13 protein-coding genes are annotated in these 14,615 nt (G+C 56.4%); 3 read left to right on the top strand and 10 right to left on the bottom strand.

Annotated elements, in window-relative coordinates; translation table 11 throughout:
* Positions 1 to 116: 116 nt before the first annotated feature.
* From xseA to IM313_RS15465, 3 genes are read left to right on the top strand one after another with little or no spacing between them, the layout of a single operon-like run.
* Positions 117 to 1,490: an exodeoxyribonuclease VII large subunit gene (gene xseA, locus IM313_RS15475; RefSeq protein ID WP_192971209.1), complete on the top strand. Its 1,374-nt coding sequence runs from the start codon at positions 117 to 119 to the stop codon at positions 1,488 to 1,490.
* A 58-nt stretch (positions 1,491 to 1,548) separates the two neighbouring features.
* Positions 1,549 to 2,568 (top strand): M4 family metallopeptidase, encoded by a 1,020-nt coding sequence (locus IM313_RS15470; protein WP_047368090.1) that lies wholly within the window; start codon positions 1,549 to 1,551, stop codon positions 2,566 to 2,568.
* Positions 2,569 to 2,919 (top strand): protealysin inhibitor emfourin, encoded by a 351-nt coding sequence (locus tag IM313_RS15465; RefSeq protein WP_028014053.1) that lies wholly within the window; start codon positions 2,569 to 2,571, stop codon positions 2,917 to 2,919.
* Here IM313_RS15465 and IM313_RS15460 read toward each other — a convergent pair.
* From IM313_RS15460 to IM313_RS15415, 10 genes are all read right to left on the bottom strand, one after another.
* Positions 2,916 to 3,137, bottom strand: a complete 222-nt coding sequence (locus IM313_RS15460) for a zinc ribbon domain-containing protein (RefSeq protein WP_028014054.1) — start codon at positions 3,135 to 3,137, stop codon at positions 2,916 to 2,918. The two genes, IM313_RS15465 and IM313_RS15460, sit on opposite strands and share 4 nt — an antisense overlap.
* A gap of 47 nt (positions 3,138 to 3,184) precedes the next feature.
* A complete protein-coding gene (locus IM313_RS15455) occupies positions 3,185 to 4,219 on the bottom strand; it encodes an oxidoreductase (protein ID WP_192971208.1) in 1,035 nt (344 codons plus the stop codon).
* A 58-nt stretch (positions 4,220 to 4,277) separates the two neighbouring features.
* Positions 4,278 to 5,822, bottom strand: a complete 1,545-nt coding sequence (locus IM313_RS15450; RefSeq protein WP_045630992.1) for a peptide MFS transporter — start codon at positions 5,820 to 5,822, stop codon at positions 4,278 to 4,280.
* A gap of 300 nt (positions 5,823 to 6,122) precedes the next feature.
* Positions 6,123 to 7,598, bottom strand: coding sequence for a ribosome biogenesis GTPase Der (der, locus tag IM313_RS15445; protein WP_028014057.1), 1,476 nt, complete (start codon positions 7,596 to 7,598; stop codon positions 6,123 to 6,125).
* Positions 7,599 to 7,710: 112 nt separating this feature from the next.
* A complete protein-coding gene (bamB, locus tag IM313_RS15440) occupies positions 7,711 to 8,889 on the bottom strand; it encodes an outer membrane protein assembly factor BamB (RefSeq protein WP_028014058.1) in 1,179 nt (392 codons plus the stop codon).
* Between the two features lie 10 nt (positions 8,890 to 8,899).
* Positions 8,900 to 9,520 carry a YfgM family protein gene (locus tag IM313_RS15435; RefSeq protein WP_028014059.1) on the bottom strand — a complete coding sequence of 207 codons (621 nt, stop codon included), beginning with the start codon at positions 9,518 to 9,520 and terminating at the stop codon, positions 8,900 to 8,902.
* 13 nt (positions 9,521 to 9,533) lie between these two features.
* Positions 9,534 to 10,808 carry a histidine--tRNA ligase gene (gene hisS, locus IM313_RS15430; RefSeq protein WP_028014060.1) on the bottom strand — a complete coding sequence of 425 codons (1,275 nt, stop codon included), beginning with the start codon at positions 10,806 to 10,808 and terminating at the stop codon, positions 9,534 to 9,536.
* Between the two features lie 80 nt (positions 10,809 to 10,888).
* Positions 10,889 to 12,007: a flavodoxin-dependent (E)-4-hydroxy-3-methylbut-2-enyl-diphosphate synthase gene (gene ispG / locus IM313_RS15425; RefSeq protein ID WP_025757688.1), complete on the bottom strand. Its 1,119-nt coding sequence runs from the start codon at positions 12,005 to 12,007 to the stop codon at positions 10,889 to 10,891.
* 26 nt (positions 12,008 to 12,033) lie between these two features.
* Positions 12,034 to 13,041 (bottom strand): cytoskeleton protein RodZ, encoded by a 1,008-nt coding sequence (gene rodZ, locus IM313_RS15420; protein ID WP_192971207.1) that lies wholly within the window; start codon positions 13,039 to 13,041, stop codon positions 12,034 to 12,036.
* 291 nt (positions 13,042 to 13,332) lie between these two features.
* Positions 13,333 to 14,499 (bottom strand): bifunctional tRNA (adenosine(37)-C2)-methyltransferase TrmG/ribosomal RNA large subunit methyltransferase RlmN, encoded by a 1,167-nt coding sequence (locus IM313_RS15415; protein WP_028014062.1) that lies wholly within the window; start codon positions 14,497 to 14,499, stop codon positions 13,333 to 13,335.
* Positions 14,500 to 14,615: the final 116 nt, after the last annotated feature.

Here is a 14,615-nt window from a genome sequence, read left to right as displayed (position 1 = left end):
TTATACAGAGCGTAACCGATTGCATCTACACTTTTTTGAAAAAATGCTTGCGAATGCCTCTCAGCAGGTTACTATCGACTGAATAACTTGCTGATTTAGAATTTGATCCCGCTCACATGTTATCCTCTCAATCCCCCTCAATTTATACTGTCAGCCGCCTTAATCAGACGGTACGTTTGCTGCTTGAGCAGGAAATGGGGCAGGTCTGGATCAGCGGTGAAATCTCAAACTTCACGCAACCGTCTTCCGGACACTGGTACTTTACCTTAAAAGACGATACCGCCCAGGTGCGCTGCGCGATGTTCCGCAACAGCAACCGTCGCGTGACGTTCCGTCCGCAGCACGGCCAGCAGGTTCTGGTTCGCGCCAATATCACCCTGTATGAGCCGCGCGGCGATTATCAAATTATCGTTGAGAGCATGCAGCCCGCGGGCGAAGGCCTGCTGCAGCAAAAGTATGAACAGTTAAAGGCGAAGCTCTCTGAAGAGGGACTTTTCGACCAACAGTTCAAAAAGCCGCTGCCCTCACCTGCCCACTGCGTGGGTGTCATCACCTCGAAAACCGGTGCCGCCCTGCACGACATTTTGCACGTACTGAAGCGTCGCGATCCTTCCCTGCTCGTCATTATCTACCCGACCGCCGTTCAGGGTGACGATGCGCCAGGCCAGATTGTACGCGCTATTGAACTGGCAAATGCGCGTAAGGAGTGTGATGTCCTGATCGTCGGGCGCGGCGGCGGCTCGCTGGAAGACCTGTGGAGCTTTAACGACGAGCGCGTGGCGCGGGCAATCTTTGCAAGCGAGATCCCCGTGGTGAGCGCCGTCGGGCATGAAACGGACGTGACAATCGCGGATTTTGTTGCGGATCTGCGTGCGCCTACGCCGTCCGCGGCGGCGGAAGTGGTGAGCCGTAATCAGCTGGAGCTGCTGCGTCAGCTTCAGAACGGCCAGCAGCGTCTTGAGATGGCGATGGACTACTTCCTTGCCAACCGTACCCGCCGCTTTATCCAGCTTCATCACCGTCTTCAGCAGCAGCACCCGCAGCTTCGTCTGGCGCGTCAGCAGACCGTGCTGGAACGCCTGCGTCAGCGCATGAACTTTGCGCTTGATAATCAGCTTAAGCGCGCGGTGACGCGCCAGCAGCGTGTGACCCAGCGCCTGAACCAGCAGAATCCGCAGCCGAAAATCTATCGTGCGCAAACGCGCATTCAGCAGCTGGAATATCGTCTGGCGGAGACTCTCCGGGCGCGCCTGAGCACCACACGTGAGCGTTTTGGCAACGCGGTGACCCATCTGGAAGCCGTCAGCCCCCTCTCCACGCTGGCGCGCGGCTATAGCGTAACGACAGCAGCGGACGGCAAAGTGCTGAAGCAAACCAAACAGGTGAACACCGGTGACGTTCTTACCACCCGCCTGTCTGACGGCTGGGTGGAAAGCGAAGTGAAATCAATTAAACCGGTGAAAAAGACGCGTCAGCGCAAAACCGGATAATTCTTCGCCGGTTACTTACTATACTGCTGCTATTCCCTTTTTTAATAAGGAGAGCAGCATGTCCCATCTTCGTAGCGTTATTCCCCCTTATATTCTTCGTCGTATTATCGAAAGCGGTTCCGAACCGCAGCAGCGCTATGCCCGTCAGACCTTAACCCACGTCCAGACGCTGATGGCGCATATGCCGGGCAAACCCGCCGCGCCGCACGTGAATAAAGCCGGTCAGCTTGAGCGCGATATCTACGATGCGAAACAGACCCAGGAGCTGCCGGGTACCCAGGTGCGTTACGAGGGCCAGCCGTCGAATGGCGATGTGGCCGTGGACGAGGCGTACGATTATTTGGGTATCACCCATGATTTCTTCTGGAAAGAATATCAGCGCGATTCGCTCGATAATAAGGGGCTGATTTTGACCGGCACCGTGCATTACGGTCGGGAATATCAGAACGCCTTCTGGAACGGTCAGCAGATGGTATTTGGCGACGGTGACGGGGAGATCTTTAACCGCTTTACGATTGCCATCGACGTGGTGGCGCACGAGCTGAGCCACGGCGTCACCGAGACCGAAGCCGGGCTAATCTATTTCGAACAGTCAGGCGCGCTGAATGAGTCCCTGTCAGACGTGTTTGGTTCGCTGGTGAAACAGTACCATCTCAAGCAAACCGCCGATAAAGCAGACTGGTTGATTGGTGAAGGGCTGCTGGCCGCGGGCATTAACGGCAAAGGGCTGCGCTCCATGTCTGAACCCGGCACCGCCTACGACGATCCCCTGCTCGGCAAAGACCCGCAGCCCGCGCACATGAAAGATTTCATCAAAACGCGCGAGGATAACGGCGGCGTCCACCTTAACTCCGGCATCCCCAACCGGGCGTTTTACCTGGCCGCAACGGCGATCGGCGGTTACGCCTGGGAAAAAGCCGGTTATGCCTGGTACGACACGGTTTGCGATCGCAATCTGGCGCAGGATGCGGATTTTGATGCCTTCGCAAAACTGACGATAGCGCACGGAGAGAAACGCTTCGGTAGCGACGTTGGGGCGGCGATAAAACAGGCCTGGGAACAGGTGGGAGTGCTGTAAATGCAGGTTCCGGAACTGACGGATGACGCCGTGGTTGAGCTGGCCCGGGAAGGCGGCGTCGCTTTTATTCCTAAGCTGAGCGGCCAGCGTACCATCGCGCTCTCCTCGCTTAATGAGGCCCAGCGCCAGCGCCTGGTGAGCATCCTGGAGCAGGCCTTTCCACGCGGTCAGCCGCCGGGTCAGACGTCGTCACCCGGCAGCGGTGACCAGCGCTATTTCCGCATCCAGATTATCTGGACCGGCCAAAATCAGGCGCACTACGCCGATATCATCGTGCTGGTACCCGAGCAGGAAGCGCCCGAGTCGCTGGTCGAGCTGTGGAAAAAAGGCGAAGACTGCGTGTGCGATTAATCTTCGGCCGGAACAAACTCCACGCGCTTTTTAGAAATTAAGCCGTGGCCGTTCTGGCAGAAATAGTCCACCGCCCCGCAGGCCTTTAAGACCTGGAGTGGCTGATGGCACTCCGGGCAGCGGGCTTCGAGCGCAATATCTTTATTACAGCTGTCGCAGTGCGCCGCCCCGTTCAGGGGTTCAAGCTGTGCCTGGCAATCCGGGCAGGTAATGGTCATGGTGTCTCCTTCAGGGCGTTCAGGTCTGCGATAATTTTACCACGTCTTCAGTGCGGGCCACGCAACTGTTGCTGCAAGGTCAGCAGCAGCGCCACCTCATCTATCCTGCGGCGCGTTGTGCGGCTCACCTCCTGCGGATCGCGCTCAAACAGACTGTTTGCGCCAAGAATATGACCGGCAAGACAGCGTTCGTAGATCGTGCCGGGGATATACCAGCGCTGAATATTCTTACCTTTAACTAGCTCCAGCACATCTTCCGCGCCGCGTCGGTCGTAGTTGATAATGCGGCCGTCGCGTAAATAGAGACGCAGGCCCTTTTGCCCGCCCGCGGGTCCCGCGTATTTATTAAGCCAGATGCCCACCGGCACGCCGCTGATGGTTCCCTGCAAGTGCGCCTCGCCTTCTGCGGTGGTCAGGTCACCCTTTGCGATATCGTGGCCCAGGCGGTCTTTAGCCGTTACCATCTGCAGCGTCATATCGTCCTGACCGCCCAGATAGCGCAGCGTTTCACGCAGCATCGCCAGCACGTGCGTTCCGATATCCAGAATCACGCCGTCCGGGTGGCGAAGCGTTCTGGTATCCGGTTCTCCGGTCGCGAAATTGAGCGCGATGGGTTCCCCTGCGGCGTTATATCCGCTCGGCTCCTGCAAATAACCTTCGATTCTGGCAATGTCAGATATATGGCCGACCAGCGACCGCTTCACCGTTTCGATGCGCGCCATCCAGTGGTCGAGCGCCAGCACGCGGGACGCCACGCCGGGCGGTGCCAGCAGCGCGTTGAGTTTTTCGATTTGAGGAAGCGTGGCGACAATCGGTTTTTCAATCACAATCCGCGGAACCGGCGAGGCAATCGCCAGCTCAAGCACCTCAAGGTGGTGCAGCGATGCGGTGGTAATAAAAAGGGTATCCAGCGGGGTGGCTAAAAGCGCCGCAAGCGAGGCGCAGCGCGTAACGCCTTCAGGGTGCTTTGCGGGGAGAACATCAAAACCGAAACAACGAACAGCGCCATCGAACAGATTACGTAGTGCGGGCAGATACGCTGTTTCCACTACCGCACCAAGACCAACAAATCCTAACTGCATGGTTTCACCTCAGGAAGTACAGTGCCGGGGCATAACGCCTGCCCCGGCACACTGAGGTTTATGAGGCGCTAGCTGCCGGTTTAGTTTGCGCATTTTCCAGCATGCGGCGCACCGGAACAATGAGGACGATCAGCACTGCGGCACAAATCAGCAGCGCGATGGAGCAGCGCGCGAAGAGATCCGGCAGCATATCCAGCTGGTCGGCCTTCACGTGACCGCCAATCAGGCCCGCCGCCAGGTTACCCAGCGCGCTGGCGCAGAACCACAGCCCCATCATCTGGCCGCGCATTCTCTCCGGCGCCAGTAGGGTCATGGTCGCCAGACCGATCGGGCTCAGGCACAGCTCACCCAGCGTCAGCATTAAGATACTGCCCACCAGCCAGAACGGCGACACGCCCGCCCCGCCGTTGCTCAGCACGTTCTGTGCCGCCAGCATCATCAGGCCAAAGCCCGCTGCCGCACACAGAATACCGATAACAAACTTGGTGATGCTGCTCGGGCGAATGTTCATGCTCGCGAGCTTTGGCCATGCCCAGCTGAACACCGGGGCCAGCAGGATGATGAACAGGGCGTTGATCGACTGGAACCATACCGCCGGAATTTCAAAATCACCGATCATGCGGTTAGTGTAGTCGTTGGCAAACAGGTTGAACGAGGTTGGCTTCTGCTCAAACGCGGACCAGAAGAACGCGGCGGAGACCAGCAGAATAAAGCAGACCAGCAGCCTGGCGCGCTCTTTACGGTTCAGGCCCGCGAAGATGAACAGGTAGATGAAGTAGAGGGCAACGGACGCCGCAATTACGTAGACCAGCACGCTGGCTACCGCGACCGGGTTAATGACAATCACGCCCTGCGCGATCAGCGTCACGAGCGTTGCCACGCCTGCCGCCAGCGCCAGCAGCCAGACGCCCACGCCGTTGCGCTTCACCACCGGGCTGTTCCATGTGGAGTCCAGACCCACTTCGCTGTCGTAGCGCTTCATCGCCGGAACCGCAAATACGCGGAAGATAATCAGCGCCACCAGCATCCCGATGCCGCCAATACCAAAGCCCCAGTGCCAGCCGTGGGTTTTTATCAGCCAGCCGGAAATCAGCGGGGCGATGAACGAGCCCATATTAATGCCCATGTAGAACAGCGAGAAACCGCCGTCACGACGCGCGTCGCCTTTTTTATACAGGGTGCCGACCATCACCGAGATACAGGTTTTGAACAGGCCAGAGCCGAGCACGATGAACATCAGGCCGATAAAGAACAGGTTGTTGCCCATGATAGCCGACAGCGCAATCGACAGGTGGCCGAGCGCAATCAGTATCGAACCGTACCAGACGGCTCTCTGCTGGCCGAGCCAGTTATCCGCCAGCCAGCCGCCCGGCAGCGCGGCCAGGTACATGGTGCCGGCAAAAATACCGACAATCGCCGAGGCGTTTTCACGCGCCAGCCCCATCCCGCCGTCATAGACGGTGGCGGCCATAAACAGGATCAGCAGCGGGCGAATGCCGTAGAACGAGAAACGCTCCCACATCTCGGTAAAGAACAGCGAACCGAGCGGATAAGGATGGCCGAAGAAGGTTCGGCTCTCTTTGTGATTAACAGAGGATTGCATAATTCTCCCGAAAGGTATGTGTCGTGCTTGTAAACACCAGCAGGTACGCCGGCCAGTTACGTATCTGACCGATTTTTTACATGCGGCGAAAAGTTAGTTAACCATTTGATAACCAGTCGCTAGTTTTGTCTAGTACCGGACCAGGGACTTTAAGATGAAAATTCGATGATTGTCTACTTTCTTAGATTTAAACGTGGTTGAAAGTGAATAGTGATTGACATCACACAGAGAGAACCGACGGTATGATTGGGCCAAAAAAAAGCCCGCGATAAACGCGGACCTTCGTGAGATCGGCAATGATTATTTGCTTTTCTTAATGTGCTTAATCAAACGCTTACGCTTACGCATCTGGTTCGGCGTCAGTGTGTTGCGCTTGTTGGCGAACGGGTTTTCCCCTTCCTTGAACTGGATACGAATAGGCGTGCCCATCACGTCCAGCGATTTACGGAAGTAGTTCATCAGGTAGCGCTTGTAGGAATCCGGCAGGTCTTTCACCTGGTTGCCGTGAATCACCACGATTGGCGGGTTATAGCCACCGGCGTGGGCATATTTCAGCTTCACGCGACGACCGCGCACCAGCGGCGGCTGGTGATCTTCCGCTGCCATATTCATGATACGGGTCAGCATGGCGGTGCTCTGACGACGGGTGGAGCTGTCGTAGGCTTCACGCACGGATTCGAACAGGTTACCGACGCCGCTGCCGTGCAGCGCAGAGATAAAGTGCACGCGGGCAAAGTCGATAAAGCCCAGACGGAAGTCCAGGGTCTCTTTCACCTGCTCGCGCACTTCATTGCTCAGGCCGTCCCACTTGTTGACGACGATGACCAGTGAGCGCCCACTATTGAGGATAAAGCCGAGCAGAGAGAGATCCTGATCGGAGATACCTTCGCGCGCGTCGATGACCAGCAGCACCACGTTGGCATCTTCAATCGCCTGCAGGGTTTTGATAACGGAGAATTTTTCCACCACGTCGGTGATTTTTCCGCGCTTACGTACACCGGCGGTGTCGATGAGGACATACTCACGTTCATCGCGCTGCATCGGGATGTAGATGCTGTCACGCGTAGTGCCCGGCATGTCGTAAACCACCACACGCTCTTCACCCAGAATACGGTTAGTAAGCGTAGACTTACCTACGTTTGGACGACCGACGATAGCCAGCTTGATCGGCAGATCCTGCGGGTTGAAGTCATCTTCAGGCTCTTCTTCTTCGCCCTCTTCACCGTCTTCGAACTGCGCCCAGTATGCGGCGTCTTCGTCCACCTCTTCCGGCGGGTTCACTTCGTCCACCCACGGCAGCAGAACGGTTTCCAGCAGGCTGGTCACACCGCGGCCATGCGATGCCGCAATCGGGTGGATATCCCCCATGCCCAGAGACCAGAAGTCCGCGATAGCCTGATCGGCATCGATGCCGTCAGTTTTGTTCGCCACCAGGAAAGTTGGCTTTTCGCGAGAACGCAGGTGCTTAGCGATTGCGGAGTCCGCCGGCATCAGGCCAGCGCGCGCATCTACCATGAACAGCACGACATCCGCTTCTTCAATCGCCAGCAAGGACTGTTCCGCCATGCGGGTTTCAACGCCGTCTTCTGTGCCATCAATACCGCCGGTATCAATACAGATGAACTCGCGTCCTTCCACCTCTGCACGACCGTACTTACGGTCACGCGTCAGCCCCGGGAAATCCGCAACCAGCGCATCACGGGTGCGTGTTAAACGGTTAAAAAGAGTGGATTTTCCAACGTTAGGGCGCCCGACAAGCGCGACCACAGGTACCATGTTTGAAGCCTCATAAAATTCAAATAAACGTCGCATTCGCGGCGTTTTTAAAAATGTCAAAACGGCTCCTGAGTGAACAGGAGCCGTTTAGTATACTACAACCGCCGGGTAATTAACGCGTGATCGCGTACAGCGTGCCGTCTTTTGCCTGAATCAGCAGTTTGCCGTCAGCCACAACCGGGTCGGTCAGGAAGCCTGAACCGTCCACTTTCTGCTGCGCCACGAAGCGGCCATTCTCTGGATCAACCCAGTGCATATAGCCTTCGCTGTCGCCAACCACCAGGCTACCGTTGTACAGCACTGGCGCGGTCAGCAGACGGTGCAGCAGATCGCTTTGCGTCCACAGCGTCACGCCGCCTTCGGTGCTCAGCGCCAGCAGGCGATCGTTCTGGTCAACCATATAGATGCGGTTACCGTCAACGATGAAATCATTCACAGAGCCCAGCTCACGTTTCCACATGATCTGGCCGCTGCGCAAGTCCAGCGCGGTCAGGTTGCCGTTATAGGCCAGGGCGTAAACCACACCGTCAACGATAACCGGGGTAGTGTCTACGTCGCTCAGGCGGTCGATTTCCGTTGAGCCAGTGGCCTGCGAGATACGCTGCTGCCAGATCATCTGGCCCTGCTGCATCAGCACGGCGCTCACGCGACCGTTGTCACCGCCCACAATGGCAGCGCCAAATGCGGTTGCAGGTGCGGATTCACCGCGCAGTGAGAGCGCAGGCATATCCAGGTTAACGGTCCATTTCACCAGACCGTCCGCTTCGTTCAGCGCCTGCAGCTGGCCGTTGCTGGTATGGATCAGCACCAGCCCGTCGCTCACGACCGGACGTGACAAGGATTCACCGGCTACGGCGGTCTGCCATGCAACAGAACCATCGCTGGCATTCAGCGCGTAAACCTGCGCTTTTTCGCTGCCCACGTAGACATGCCCACCGGAAACGGTCAGGCCGCCAGACAGCAGTGCAGGTTTACGGGAGAACCAGCCGTCTTTTTCCGCCAGGTTAACGGACCACACTTCTTTCCCGTCATCGGCGTTCACCGCTTTCACGGTACCTTTGCGGTCAGCGGCATAGACAACGCTGTCTGCATACGCAGGATGAAGGTTGGAATAGAAATCACCAATCCCACTGCCCACGGAGACATCCCACGCGGTGGATGGGGTAAACTGGTTTTCAACCGTCGGCAGTGGGGACATTTTCACAACGTCTTCTTCGCCACTGAACAGTGAACAACCACTTAATAACGTAACAGAAAGCAGTCCTGGCAGAAGTAATTTACGCAATTGCATCGGGTCCCTCTCAGACGGACAAATTATTTATTTTCATCTGCATCATTTCGCTCAGCGCAGGTGACGCTTTGCTCTCTACACCAGCTTGCCACGCTTTACGCGCGCCCGCTTTGTCACCTTTGCTCAGCAGTGCTTCACCGCGCAGATCGGCAACGATGGCAGCAAAACCTTCGCCTTTGATGGTATCGAGCGTTTTCAGCGCGTCGTCAGCTTTTTTCTGCTGAACCTGAATACGTGCCAGGCGCAGATTAATCACTGCTTTCAGGTTTTCATCGCTGGCAGCAGCAAGGCCCTGAGACAGCTGAGCAGCGGCTTTATCCAGTTCGTTTTTATCAACGTACTGCTGAGCCACTTCCAGCGCTGCCAGTGCACCGTAGGTGTTTTTGTTGTCAGCGGCAAATTTCTCTGCCGCAGCCAGCGTTTGCGGCTGGTCGGCACGAATCGCGCTAACGGTATTTTCATAGGACAGGGACGCGCCGCGCGCGGAATCCGCCTGATGGTTGTTCCAGTAACGCCAGCCCACCAGCGCACCCACACCTAAAATAACCCCAACAACCAGCGCTTTGCCGTTTTCAGCAAAGAAGCGTTTAATCGCGTCGACCTGATCGTGTTCGTTCTCGTACATTTCCACGCCGTCTTTCTCCTTAGCCCAATAGAGTGCGCAAGTGCGCCGCAACGCCGTCCTGCGTTACCGTTGTCTGCTCACCAGAGCGCAGGTCTTTTACTACCACTTCGCCGTTAGCCACTTCGGACTCGCCCAGCACCAGTGCAATACTTGCGCCCCACTTATCGGCACGAGCAAACTGTTTTTTGAAGTTGCCGCCGCCATGGTTGGTCATCAGCTTAACGCCCGGCAGCGCATCGCGCACGCGTTCGGCAAGCTGCATCGCCGCAGACTGCGTTTCCGCGCCTGAAGCCACCAGGTATATATCGACAACGGAATCTGCTTTAAATTCCGGATTAACTGCCTGAACCAGCAAAACAAGTCGCTCAAGACCCATCGCGAAGCCAACCGCAGGCGCCGCACGGCCACCCAGTTGCTCAACCAGACCGTCATAACGGCCGCCGGCACACACGGTGCCCTGAGAACCGAGGCTGGTGGTTACCCACTCAAATACGGTGCGGTTGTAGTAGTCCAGACCGCGCACCAGACGCTGGTTCACGGTGTAGGCAATGCCCGCCGCTTCGAGCAGCTTGCACAGGCCGGTAAAGTGTTCGCGAGACTCGTCGTCCAGGTAGTCACCCAGCGCAGGGGCATCGTTCAGCAGCGCCTGAACATCAGGGTTTTTGGAATCCAGCACGCGCAGCGGGTTGCTGTACATGCGACGTTTGCAGTCTTCGTCCAGCTTCTCTTTATGCTGCTCCAGGAACGCCACCAGCGCATCGCGGTAGTTAGCGCGCGCTTCCAGAGAACCGATTGAGTTCAGTTCCAGCGAAACGTGCTCAGAGATACCGAGGGCGCGCCACCAGCGAGCGGTCAGCATAATCAGTTCGGCATCGATGTCCGGGCCCTGCAGGCCAAAGACTTCCACACCCAGCTGGTTAAACTGGCGATAACGACCTTTCTGCGGACGTTCGTGGCGGAACATCGGGCCGATATACCACAGGCGCTGCTCCTGATTGTACAGAAGACCATGTTCGATGCCGGCGCGTACGCAGCCCGCCGTACCTTCCGGACGCAGGGTCAGGCTGTCGCCGTTGCGGTCCTCAAAGGTGTACATCTCTTTTTCAACCACGTCGGTCACTTCACCGATCGCGCGTTTGAATAACGGGGTCTGCTCTACAATCGGCAAACGGATTTCGCTGTAACCGTAGCTGCCGAGCACCTGCTTCAGCGTGCCTTCAATGCGCTGCCAGATGGCGGTTTCGCCAGGCAGGTAATCGTTCATGCCGCGGATGGCTTGAATGTTTTTTGCCACGTTTATTCTCTTTCTATATACAAAAAAAACCCAAAGAATGGGTTCAATCATACATGGGAAGCGGCACGCTTCCCATCACGTTATTTTTCAACCTGCTGAACGCTGATTCGCTGTGTCTCGTCCATCATCGCGGCTTTGGCGCGGATGCGGGCTTCAAGCTGGTCAATCATGTCACTATTATCCAGACGATCTTTACGAACGCCATCTTCATAGAGACCACTTTTCTTGTTACCGCCGGTTACGCCCAGGGTTGAGACCAGCGCTTCACCCGGACCATTCACGACACAGCCGATGATGGAGACGTCCATCGGGGTGATGATGTCTTCCAGACGCTGCTCCAGGGCATTCACCGTGCCGATCACGTCAAATTCCTGACGCGAACAGGTTGGGCAGGCAATGAAGTTGATCCCACGCGAGCGGATACGCAGCGATTTCAGAATATCGAAACCGACCTTGATCTCTTCTACCGGATCCGCCGCCAGCGAGACGCGCAGGGTGTCGCCGATCCCTTCGGAGAGCAGCAGGCCCAGGCCGATCGCAGACTTCACCGAACCGCTACGCAGGCCGCCCGCTTCGGTGATCCCGAGATGCAGAGGCTGATCGATCTGTTTTGCCAGCAGGCGATACGATTCAACGGCCAGGAAAACGTCAGAGGCTTTTACGCTGACCTTGAACTGATCGAAGTTAAGACGATCCAGATGATCGACGTGACGCATGGCGGATTCGAGCAGCGCCTGCGGCGTTGGCTCGCCATACTTTTCCTGCAGATCTTTTTCCAGAGAGCCGGCGTTCACGCCGATACGGATTGGAATGTTTTTGTCGCGGGCGCAGTCAACCACCATGCGAATGCGTTCTTCATTGCCGATGTTACCCGGGTTAATTCGCAGGCAATCAACGCCGTATTCAGCAACTTTCAGCGCGATACGGTAGTCGAAGTGGATATCTGCAACCAGCGGCACGCTGACCTGCTGTTTGATCAGCTTGAACGCCTCAGCGGCATCCATCGTGGGCACTGAGACGCGAACAATGTCCGCGCCTACACGCTCTAATGCTTTGATTTGGTTGACCGTTGCTTCCACATCCGTGGTGCGCGTATTGGTCATCGACTGGACGGCGATAGGTGCCCCATCGCCGACTGGCACATTCCCAACGTAAATCCGTTTCGATTTTCTACGTTGAATCGGAGCCTGGTTATGCATGAAAAATCTCCCGCGTTGCCCGTCTGTTACTGTGCTGCTGATTGTTCGGCATTAACGGTAAGACGTGCAACCTGGTTAGTTCTGATAAAGCGGCTCAGGTCGACAGGTTTTCCTTGATACTGGATCTGTACCGCTGCCGGAGCGCCGATTTTAAGTTTGTAAGGTGCCTGACCCGTTAGGTTTAACGTGCCATCTTTCCGCTGCAGGCCGCTGAACAGTTTTTTACCTGTCGCGTCAGTCACTTCCAGCCAACAGTCAGCCGTGAAGTTCATCACCAGCGCGTTTGGATCGGCGGCTGGCGCGGCGGTTGCCGCCGGGTCGGTCGGCAGGGACGCTGCGGCGTTGTTCGCCGGCTGAGTCGCTGCAGGGACGTTCGCCGCAGTATCGACATTTGCCTGAGAAGGGGCGACGACCGCGTTTTGATCCTGAGCCTGAGGCGCAGCGATGTTCGCCGTTGCGGCCGGAGCCTGTGCTGCATCGGTTGCCGGAGCCGTTGTTTGCGGCTCGCTTGAGGCCGCCGCACCGTCGGTGTTCAGCGGAACGCTCTGGGCACCACCATTGCTCGCCTGATTGAGTTCAGCGGAGGACTGATCGGCCATAGTGGTGATCTCTTCCTGCTGCGCCTTATGGTTTTGCCACCACCATGCGCCGGTCAGGCCGACAACAACAAACAGCACCAGCCAGGTAAAGCTCATCAGCCAGCCATCACGTTTTTTACGACGTTTCCCCAGGGAGAAAGTTTGCATCGGGGCAACTTTTGCTGCACGAACCGGTGCCTGCTTCTCCATCATTGGCAGTAATTCGTTTTCGGGGATGTGCACCAGTTTTGCGTAAGAGCGGATATAGCCGCGCAGAAATGTTGAAGCCAGATCGGCAGGCGCCTTATCTTCTTCAATATCGCGAACCGTGGAAACTTTCAGGCACAAGCGTTCTGCAACAGCTTGCTGGCTGAGTCCGAGTTGTTCACGGGCGTTGCGAAGACGAACGCCAGTGGAGAGTGCTTCATGTTGGTCGTGAGTGGCTTCAGTATTCATTCGCTACAACTACTGGTACGTGAAAAAAAGGGTTCAGGTGCCGGTGAGTCACAATGCCGCCCGCACCGCGAAACTTCAGGTCAGTTAACCTTGAACAGACAGTATAAGGCTGTCAGCCGGTAGATGACAGTGCAGCTCTGCCCGCGTGGCTAAACTGTTGTTACGTCGTTACATACTGCCCGAAACTCATATGAAACGCACCGTAATTATTAATTAAACGTCACGAATCTGACTGATTATTCAGTCAGATTATGCATCACAGCGTAGATAATGCGCCGTGATGCATAATAATCAAACAGCTTTAACCGCAATGGTCTCGCCCTGCATGCGTTTACGCAGGGTACGTTTGGTACGGTCAATGACGTCACCGGCCAACTGTCCGCATGCAGCATCAATATCATCACCGCGGGTTTTACGCACGATGGTGGTGAAACCATACTCCATCAGCACCTTGGAGAAACGGTCGATACGGCTGTTCGAGCTACGGCCATACGGCGCGCCCGGGAACGGGTTCCATGGGATCAGGTTGATTTTGCATGGCGTATCCTTCAGCAGTTCAGCCAGCTGATGCGCGTGCTCAGTACCGTCGTTGACGTGGTCCAGCATCACGTACTCGATGGTGACGCGGCCCTGGTTTGCGTTGGATTTCTCCAGGTAGCGACGCACGGCAGCGAGGAAGGTTTCGATATTGTACTTTTTGTTAATCGGTACAATTTCGTCACGAATTTCATCGTTTGGCGCGTGCAGGGAGATAGCCAGCGCAACGTCAATCATGTCGCCGAGCTTATCCAGCGCAGGCACAACGCCTGAGGTAGACAGCGTCACGCGGCGCTTGGACAGGCCAAAACCGAAGTCATCCAGCATGATTTCCATCGCCGGCACCACGTTGGTCAGGTTCAGCAGCGGTTCGCCCATCCCCATCATTACCACGTTGGTGATCGGACGCGTGCCGGTCACTTTTGCTGCACCCACGATTTTCGCGGCGCGCCAGACCTGACCGATGATTTCAGACACGCGAAGGTTACGGTTAAAACCTTGCTGAGCCGTAGAGCAGAATTTGCACTCCAGCGCACAGCCCACCTGAGAAGAGACGCACAGCGTGGCACGATCGTCTTCCGGGATGTAGACGGTTTCAACGCGCTGATCGCCTACGGCAATCGCCCATTTGATGGTGCCGTCTGCCGAGCGCTGCTCTTCCACCACTTCCGGCGCGCGGATTTCAGCCACTTCTTTGAGCTTGTTGCGCAGCACTTTGTTGATGTCGGTCATCTCATCAAAGTTGTCGCTGCAGTAGTGGTACATCCATTTCATTACCTGATCGGCACGAAACGGCTTCTCACCCATATCTTTAAAGAACTCGCGCATCTGCTGACGGTTCAGGTCCAGCAGGTTAATTTTTCCATTTTTATTGGGAACCGCAGGAATGGCGACTTCGGAGGTATTCACTAGTTCAGACATAATTTTTTCCGGCCTCGTTGTTACACGTTGTGGCCCTTGGTGGGTTGAAAAGAAACGCCCCGGTAAGCAGTCTGCTCGTCCGGGGCGTTGCATTGTACAAAGTCTGGCGCAGGGAT

It is taken from the genome of Enterobacter cloacae complex sp. P2B (assembly GCF_014895985.1).
In the GTDB taxonomy this organism is placed as follows: domain Bacteria; phylum Pseudomonadota; class Gammaproteobacteria; order Enterobacterales; family Enterobacteriaceae; genus Enterobacter; species Enterobacter bugandensis.
The sequence above is the reverse complement of the archived record's forward strand: the minus strand, read 5'-3'. Positions and strand labels throughout refer to the sequence as shown.

What these genes read in the sequence shown, in the direction of transcription:
- xseA (WP_192971209.1), top strand. Translation starts at nt 117, where the DNA reads ATGTTATCCTCTCAATCCCCCTCAATTTATACTGTCAGCCGCCTTAAT.
- IM313_RS15470 (WP_047368090.1), top strand. Translation starts at nt 1,549, where the DNA reads ATGTCCCATCTTCGTAGCGTTATTCCCCCTTATATTCTTCGTCGTATT.
- IM313_RS15465 (WP_028014053.1), top strand. Translation starts at nt 2,569, where the DNA reads ATGCAGGTTCCGGAACTGACGGATGACGCCGTGGTTGAGCTGGCCCGG.
- IM313_RS15460 (WP_028014054.1), bottom strand. Translation starts at nt 3,137, where the DNA reads ATGACCATTACCTGCCCGGATTGCCAGGCACAGCTTGAACCCCTGAAC.
- IM313_RS15455 (WP_192971208.1), bottom strand. Translation starts at nt 4,219, where the DNA reads ATGCAGTTAGGATTTGTTGGTCTTGGTGCGGTAGTGGAAACAGCGTAT.
- IM313_RS15450 (WP_045630992.1), bottom strand. Translation starts at nt 5,822, where the DNA reads ATGCAATCCTCTGTTAATCACAAAGAGAGCCGAACCTTCTTCGGCCAT.
- der (WP_028014057.1), bottom strand. Translation starts at nt 7,598, where the DNA reads ATGGTACCTGTGGTCGCGCTTGTCGGGCGCCCTAACGTTGGAAAATCC.
- bamB (WP_028014058.1), bottom strand. Translation starts at nt 8,889, where the DNA reads ATGCAATTGCGTAAATTACTTCTGCCAGGACTGCTTTCTGTTACGTTA.
- ispG (WP_025757688.1), bottom strand. Translation starts at nt 12,007, where the DNA reads ATGCATAACCAGGCTCCGATTCAACGTAGAAAATCGAAACGGATTTAC.
- rodZ (WP_192971207.1), bottom strand. Translation starts at nt 13,041, where the DNA reads ATGAATACTGAAGCCACTCACGACCAACATGAAGCACTCTCCACTGGC.
- IM313_RS15415 (WP_028014062.1), bottom strand. Translation starts at nt 14,499, where the DNA reads ATGTCTGAACTAGTGAATACCTCCGAAGTCGCCATTCCTGCGGTTCCC.